The 7,682-nt window shown below is 55.8% G+C and carries 6 protein-coding genes; 1 reads left to right on the top strand and 5 read right to left on the bottom strand.

Annotation, left to right across the window (positions count from 1 at the left end):
* From ACFFAR_RS01645 to ACFFAR_RS01635, 3 genes are all read right to left on the bottom strand, one after another.
* A partial coding sequence (locus ACFFAR_RS01645) for an NtaA/DmoA family FMN-dependent monooxygenase (RefSeq protein ID WP_174365193.1) occupies positions 1-1,305 on the bottom strand: 1,305 nt, incomplete at its 3' end.
* Positions 1,306-1,356: 51 nt separating this feature from the next.
* Positions 1,357-2,160, bottom strand: coding sequence for an ATP-binding cassette domain-containing protein (locus ACFFAR_RS01640; protein ID WP_174365191.1), 804 nt, complete (start codon positions 2,158-2,160; stop codon positions 1,357-1,359).
* Positions 2,161-2,162: 2 nt separating this feature from the next.
* On the bottom strand, positions 2,163-3,053 hold the full coding sequence (locus tag ACFFAR_RS01635; protein ID WP_174365192.1) for an ABC transporter permease subunit: 891 nt from the start codon (positions 3,051-3,053) through the stop codon (positions 2,163-2,165).
* A gap of 226 nt (positions 3,054-3,279) precedes the next feature.
* Between ACFFAR_RS01635 and ACFFAR_RS01630 the strand changes: the two genes are divergently transcribed.
* Positions 3,280-4,188, top strand: a complete 909-nt coding sequence (locus ACFFAR_RS01630) for a LysR substrate-binding domain-containing protein (protein WP_174365729.1) — start codon at positions 3,280-3,282, stop codon at positions 4,186-4,188.
* Between the two features lie 295 nt (positions 4,189-4,483).
* Here the strand turns inward: ACFFAR_RS01630 and ACFFAR_RS01625 are convergent, their stop codons facing one another.
* The gene (locus tag ACFFAR_RS01625) at positions 4,484-4,969 is read right to left on the bottom strand and encodes a hypothetical protein (protein WP_375507441.1); all 486 of its coding nucleotides are present in this window, start codon (positions 4,967-4,969) and stop codon (positions 4,484-4,486) included.
* Positions 4,970-5,304: 335 nt separating this feature from the next.
* Positions 5,305-7,509 (bottom strand): OsmC domain/YcaO domain-containing protein, encoded by a 2,205-nt coding sequence (locus ACFFAR_RS01620; RefSeq protein ID WP_375507440.1) that lies wholly within the window; start codon positions 7,507-7,509, stop codon positions 5,305-5,307.
* Positions 7,510-7,682 lie beyond the last annotated feature (173 nt).

Raw genomic sequence — 7,682 nt, 5'->3', positions numbered from 1 at the left:
CTGGAGCGGCTTGAGTCCGAGGTTTCCGCGCAGCGTACTTGACGCATACTCGGTCCGGAACAGGCCACGTTTGCGCAGCTCAGGGAGGATGAATTCAACAAAGTCTTCCAGGCCGTTCGGCAAAATAGCCGGGCAAAGGTTGAAGCCGTCGGCCGCGCCTTCCTTGAACCAAGTCTCCATGTCGTCCACGATATCCGCCGCTGTTCCAATGAGCTGCCGACCACCCGAAGCTCTATGCTTGTACAACTGGCGAATTGTCATGTTTTCGCGCCGGGCCATTTCGATAAGTCCGCCCCCAATGCTGCTGACCGCGCCCGAACCGATATCTGGAACGGGTCCATCCAGGTCATACCCGGAAAGGTCGCCAAGCGTGCTGTGCAGGATTGCGAGGCCGCTCAACGGATCGATGAGCTCCTGCAACTGATCGTACTTGTCCTGCGCCTCCTGTCTTGTCTTCCCGACATAGGTTGTAAGGCCCGGCATGATCAGCATCTGGTCGGCCGTCCTCCCGTATTTTCCCAGACGGCTCTTTAGGTCTGCATAGTATTTCTGTGCCGACGATATATCGAAAGAGGCGCTGTATACGACGTCGGCATTTTTGGCTGCAAGCTCGCGTCCCGCTTCGGCCGCACCCGCTTGAACGACTATAGGCCGGCCCTGGGGTGTGCGAGCCGAGTTCAACGGTCCCCGGACGCTGAAGTGCTTGCCCTTGTGATTCGCAACATGCAGCTTCGACTCCTCATAGAAGATACCTGTTTCCTTGTTGCGAATGAATGCATCGTCTTCCCAGCTATCCCATAGCTTCTTGACAACATCGACGAATTCATCGGCCCGCTCGTAGCGCTCCTCATAGCCCAAGTGTTCATCGCGGCTGAAATTCCACGCTTCCTGCTGGGACCAGGAGGTAACCACGTTCCATCCGGCCCGGCCGCCACTGATATGGTCGAGGGATGCATATTTTCGGGCAATATGAAACGGTTCGTTGTACGTAGTGGAGGCCGTCGCCACCAGTCCGATATTCGATGTGTGAGCGCCGATGGCCGCGAGCAGGGTGAGCGGTTCGAGCTCTGCGTTCTTCGAGTCGCGGGTCAGCGAACCCTTTGGCGTATCGGAGGCGCGAACACCAATGCCGTCGGCAAAGAAAATCATGTCGAGCTTCGCTGCTTCAGCCTTGCGGGCGCTATCGAGGAAATATTTGAAATCGATCGCACCGCCTGCAGGCACATCAGGGTGCCGCCAGGCAGCCATGTGATAGCCGAGGTAACGCATCGACAGGCCAATCCGCATCATTTTGTCTTGTTCCATCACATCTCCAGTCATGTCTGGGGTTGAGTCGACAACCCGTTGCCGCCCATCTCAATCGGGCATATTCGAAATGAAGCGCCGGGTGCGTTCGGTGCCGCCGCCGTTGAAAATATGCGCGGGCGAGCCCTGGTCGACGATCCGTCCGCCGTCCATGAAGACCACGCGGTTCGATACCTTGCGGGCAAATTCCATTTCATGCGTCACGACGATCATGGTGGTGCCGGAAATCGCCAGCCCTTTCATGACGTCGAGTACTTCGTTCACGAGCTCGGGATCGAGCGCGCTGGTCGGCTCGTCGAAGAGCATGACCTCCGGCTCCATGGCGAGCGCCCGTGCGATTGCCACTCGCTGCTTCTGTCCGCCCGAAAGTTGCGCGGGGTAGTGCTTCATCTTGTCGGCCAGGCCCACCCGCGCGAGTAGCGCGCGTCCGCGCTCGATCACGTCCTTTCTTGCTTCTCGGCCGACAATGCGAGGTCCCGCGATGACATTGTCAAGCGCAGAGTAATGGGGAAACAGGTGAAAACCCTGGAACACCATGCCGAAATAGCGTCGTTGCCGGTCGAGTTCTTTCTTGGGCAAACGGATGCGGCGATTGCCGCGCATTTCGGTGCCGAGCACTTCGCCCTTGAAGGTCACCGTGCCCGAGTCGATCAGTTCGAGCATGTTGATACAGCGAAGGAGCGTGCTCTTGCCCGAACCCGATGGGCCGATGATGGCGACCACTTCCCCTTTGTCCAGTGAGAAATCGATCGCGTCAAGCGCGGTGAACGCACCGAACTGCTTGGTGGCCGTCTGGATCTGGAGCAGTGGGTTGCCCGACTCGTTTGCATTCCTGGCAATGCTGGAGGCGTCCATGACTAGACTCCCTTTCCAAAACGGCGTTCAAGAAGACTTTGTCCGCACATGGCGAGACTGGTGAGCACCAGGTACCAGAGGCATGCAACGGTAAGCAATGGAATCGTCTCGAAGTTGGTCGAATAAATCAGTTGCACTGTTGTGAGCAGTTCCACGTAGCCGATCACCGAGGCGAGCGACGTATTCTTGAACATGGTGATGAGTTCGTTCGCAAGCGGCGGAATGATGATGCGCACGGCTTGCGGCACGACCACGTGAAACATCATGCGAAAGTCGCTCATGCCCATCGCCTTGCACGCTTCACGCTGACCTTTGTCGACAGATGCAAGGCCTCCGCGAAAAATCTCAGCGCTATGTCCGCCCAGATACATCGCCAGGCCAATGATCGCCGCGCTGAAACGCGAGATCACAGTATTCGTGTCGATATCGAACAGAGTCGCGTGCAGGAACGGTATGGGTAGATACAGGCGCGGAACGAGAGCCGACAGGAAGAACAGGAACAGCAGCATGGCAAGCGTCGGCGTAGCCCGGATGATCCAGATATAAAAATAGCCCGCAGCGCGCAATACGGGATTGTCCGCCATGCGGCACGCAGCAATGACAGCGCCCAGGATCAGGCCGAGCACGCTCGCCAGCGCCGTCAGGACCAGCGTATTCGCCAGCCCGCCAAGCACGCGTTTATTGAACAGGTAGTGCGCGACGACGTCCCACTGCCAGCGGGGGTTATCGATGACCAATTCGTAAAAAAGGACCATCGCAATAGCGAACAGTCCATACCAGAGCCAGTCCGATTTCTTCGGTCGCGCGTGAATGCGCAGGTCAGCGGGAGGCTCGCCTTGCTGGTTCATACCCGCCATGAACTGCTCCTGTTGATAGTCGGCGTTTTGATTCATACGTGAATGAGCCTCGTCGATTGTTCGAATCGTATCGGCAGTGTGATGGCCGCCAATCGCTTCATCTTCAGCGGGACCCGTCGTGGGTTGGAAGCCAGAATGCCGGCCGTCGCTCACGAACTTTGCCCGATAAAAAACTGGAATGAATGCAGAATAGGGAGGCAAAAAACGGTTGGGAAATGCTTTATTTTGCGAATACGATAATGTTTTGTTATAGGACGTCTCAGTGAAAATTCGACAACTCGAGGCTTTCCGGGCGGTCATGCTGTATCAGACGGTGACGCTTGCCAGCGAGATGCTTCACATATCGCAACCGGCCACGACACGTCTTCTCGCCGATCTGGAAAGCTCGTTGAGGTTCAAGCTGTTCGACCGCGTCAAGGGACGCCTTATTCCAACGGTAGAAGCGCAAACGCTTTACGAGGAAGTACAACGCTCGCTCGCGGGAGTCGATCGCATCGCGCGGGTAGCGGATGAAATCAGGGACATGCGGCACGGGACATTGCAGGTTGCGGCCGCGCCCGCAATTGCGCTCTCGTTTTTGCCGCACGCCATTTCGGATTACTTGAAGACGCGCCCGGAGGCCCATATTGCGCTGGCGGTCCACTCCTCACGCTCGGTCGTGGACAGGGTGATCGGTCAGCGCTGCGATGTCGGCTTCGCAATCCTTTCCATGAACCACGCGTCCGCGCATGGCGAGCGGCTGATCTCCGTGCGGATGGTGTGTGCATTGCCGGCGGGGCACCGCCTATGCGCACTCGATACCATTACGCCGACTGATCTGGCCGGTGAGCGTTTTGTAGCGCATCCACGCAGTGTGGAATCCAGATTGCGGATGGACGCGCTGTTTGCAGCGCATGGCGTCGAGATGAAGGCGCAGATGGAATGCCAGTTGGGTCATGCGATTTGCGCGTTCATTGAGGCTGGCGCAGGTGTTTCTGTAATCGACGCGATCAGTGCATGGGGGTATCGGGGCTCAGGCGTTGTGTTCAAGCCGTTTGAGCCTTCGCTCGTGACGGATTTCGCGTTGCTCACGCCATCCCAACGGCCAGCTCCGTTGTTGCTGAAGCCATTCGTCGCTCATGTTCGCGCGTTTGCAATTGCGGAGTTGGGTCCCGCGGTTCTTGTGGCGTGATAAGGCTTTTCTCCCCAGGTTTTGCGCCGCGCTCCAGCCTCATGGGATTCTGTCGATTAGTATGTAGAACCGTATTCGGGTTTTGTCGCATGTCGGAGGCTGCATTCCAGAAATCGGATCGCCGCCGGCCTCCGCAGTGTGCGGGATTGAACCCGCCTTCTTTTGTCTTGTTTTTGTCACACCTTGCAAGATGTGTTGGGTTACCGAATCTCATACCCAGTAACGCATTCAGGAAAGTTACGTAGATATTGGGTATTATTTACCTTATAAAACTATTTGACTGGGTAATACCTACCTATGTACTCTTCGGATCAACGGCACGTCTATCACGCCGGAACCTGAGAGAAAAAAACGGACTTGCGCCCATGTAGGCGCAAGCCAACTCGAATACCTTGTCCGGGGCCGTGCGCACATCTTCATAAAACAAAAACGAGCCTCTGAGATTGAGGCCGATATCTCTAACTTGGGGCCGACCTTCTTGATCGCCGATTAGCTCCAATAAATCGGTGATCCGCAATTTGAACCGGACTATAATCGGCAACTGGGCGGCGGTAATAAATTTATGGAGGTTCTTTTGAGAGCGGAAACTAAATTTATCTTCTTCCCGGGCAACAATACCCCCAACTTCGTTCGAGCCGCAATTGCGGTCTATTGGATTGGATTTGCAGCCTTCTTTTTCCGCATTGTTCATGGAACAGGCGCTCCGCCTTTCCTGACTCGCCCTGAAGTAGAAGGGGCGATCACGGTTTTTGGGCTGTTCTCCGCCATTTTGATCTTCCATGCGTTCGTCATCATGCGGCTTTCGGCTGGGAAGCTTTGGGCGAGAAACATTGCGCTTCTTTTGACGGTATTCGTCATCACTACAACTCTCTACCGTCTGTTCGCATCCGGACTATCCTACGAGCAGAGCAACGTCTTAAGTTTTATAATCATCGCCGCGGAAACTGTCGCCGGGTTATTCTTGCTGACACCCGAAAGTACTGCATGGTTTAAATCCAGGACTAGCTAAATGGACTCATTTAAACGGCCTGGGATGGTTGCCGTAAGGCGCAACGGCTGGTAAATCACCGACTGGCGCCCTGTACTCCACCCCATTCCCAGTCGATTGTCAAAACCCTAACGCGCCAAAGCCGCCGCACTGGCGCGCGCCTTATGCAATTTCTTGTAGCTGTCGATCAGGCGGTGGTGCCTGTCGAGACCCTCAAGATTCAAACTCGTCGGCGTTAAACCGTAGAACCGCACGCTGCCGTCTACCGATCCCATTACTGCGTCCATCCGGGCGTTGCCAAACATTCGACGGAAGTTGACCACGTAGTCGTCCAGTTCCAGGTCATCATCGAGCAGCACCTCCAGCACCACGTTCAAAGCCTGGTAAAACAATCCGCGCTCGACCGTGTTGTCGTTGTACTGCAGGAAGGCACCTACCAGCTCCTGGGCCTCCTCGAATTGCTGTAGGGCAAGATGAATCAGCAGCTTCAACTCGAGAACGGTCAACTGTCCCCAGTCCGTATTCTCGTCAAATTCGATACCGATCAAAGTGGCGATATCCGAGTGCTCATCCAGCTCGTTGTTTTCCAACCGGTCAAGCAATGCTGCCAGGCCGGCATCGTCCAGGCGATGCAAGTTCAAGACATCGGCGCGGAACAACAGTCCCTTGTTCGTGTTGTCCCAGATCAGATCCTCTACTGGATAAATTTCCGAATACCCGGGCACCAAAATCCGGCAGGCTACGGCGCCCAGTTGGTCATACACCGCCGTATACGTCTCTTTGCCCATGTCTTCGAGAATGCCGAACAACGCTGCGGCTTCCTCGGCATTGGAGTTTTCACCGTAACCGGAAAAATCCCACTCGACAAACTCGAAATCCGCTTTGGCGCTGAAAAAGCGCCATGACACGATGCCACTGGAATCGATGAAGTGCTCGACAAAGTTATTCGGCTCAGTCACGGCTTCACTGGCAAAAGTGGGTCGTGGTAGTTCGTTCAGGCCTTCAAAACTGCGGCCCTGCAGCAACTCCGTCAGACTACGCTCCAGCGCAACCTCCAGGCTTGGATGCGCGCCGAACGACGCGAACACACCGCCTGTACGCGGGTTCATCAAAGTGACACACATTACCGGATACACCCCTCCCAACGACGCATCCTTCACCAGCACCGGAAAGCCCTGCTCTTCCAAGCCCTGAATGCCGGCCAGAATGCCGGGGTATTTCGCCAGCACCTCCTGCGGCACGTCAGGCAATGCGACTTCACCTTCCAGGATTTCGCGCTTTACCGCCCGCTCGAAAATTTCCGACAGACATTGCACCTGCGCTTCGGCCAGCGTGTTCCCGGCACTCATGCCATTGCTGACATACAAGTTTTCTACCAGGTTCGACGGGAAATACACGACCTTGCCGTCCGAATGCCGCACAAACGGCAGCGAACAGATACCGCGCTGTGTATTGCCGGAGTTGGTGTCGATCAGGTGCGAGCTACGTAGCTCGCCGTCGGGATTGTAGATTTCCAGACAGTACTCATCCAGGACTTCAGCCGGCAGCGCATCCTTGCGGCCAGGCTTGAACCAGCGTTCGTTCGGATAATGGACAAACGCGGCGTTGGCGATGTCTTCGCCCCAGAACGCGCCGGCGTAGAAATGGTTGCAATTCAGCCGCTCGATATACTCCCCCAACGCCGACGCCAGCGCGCTTTCCTTGGTTGAGCCCTTGCCATTGGTAAAACACATCGGCGAGTGCGCATCACGGATATGCAGTGACCACACATTGGGAACAAGATTGCGCCACGAAGCAATTTCAATCTTGATGCCCAAGGCCGCCAGGACGCCGGACATATTGGCAATGGTCTCCTCCAACGGCAGATCTTTGCCCGCAATGTAGGTACTGGCGTCAGCCGCTGGCTTCAGCGTCAGCAACGCCTGGGCATCGGCATCCAGGTTCTCGACCTCTTCGATGACAAACTCGGGGCCGGCCTGGACCACTTTCTTCACGGTACATCGGTCGATGGAGCGCAAAATGCCCTGGCGATCTTTCGCAGAGATGTCCGCCGGCAGCTCGACCTGAATCTTGAAAATCTGCTGGTACCGGTTTTCCGGATCAACAATATTATTTTGCGACAGGCGGATATTTTCGGTAGGAATATTGCGAGTCACGCAGTACAACTTTACGAAATAAGCTGCACACAGGGCCGACGAGGCCAGGAAATAGTCGAAGGGACCAGGCGCCGAGCCGTCGCCCTTATAGCGAATAGGCTGGTCAGCTACTACCGTGAAGTCATCGAATTTCGCTTCGAGACGCAGCTTATCGAGAAAGTTGACTTTAATTTCCATGGGGGAATCCTAAAAATAGCGCTGACGATGTCGTGGTCGCTATTATCCGTTGCCAAGGGCAGTTGCACCAAGCTGAGACGGCACGAGTTCTTCCTGCATCATTCTTCAGACGCGAGGGGGACATGAGAGGGACATGGCGACACTGCAGGTTGCCCTTATCCCTATGTTTGCTC

The organism is uncultured Caballeronia sp. (genome assembly GCF_964243625.1).
Lineage (GTDB): Bacteria > Pseudomonadota > Gammaproteobacteria > Burkholderiales > Burkholderiaceae > Caballeronia.
Note: the sequence above shows the minus strand (reverse complement) of the source record. Positions and strands in the feature narration are given on the sequence as shown.

Bases quoted from the DNA above. Each gene is read 5' to 3' on its own strand.
- ACFFAR_RS01635 (WP_174365192.1), bottom strand. From the start codon at position 3,053: ATGAATCAAAACGCCGACTATCAACAGGAGCAGTTCATGGCGGGTATG.
- ACFFAR_RS01625 (WP_375507441.1), bottom strand. From the start codon at position 4,969: ATGGAAGATCAAAATGGCGGAGAACAGCCCAAAAACCGTGATCGCCCC.
- ACFFAR_RS01620 (WP_375507440.1), bottom strand. From the start codon at position 7,509: ATGGAAATTAAAGTCAACTTTCTCGATAAGCTGCGTCTCGAAGCGAAA.
- ACFFAR_RS01640 (WP_174365191.1), bottom strand. From the start codon at position 2,160: ATGGACGCCTCCAGCATTGCCAGGAATGCAAACGAGTCGGGCAACCCA.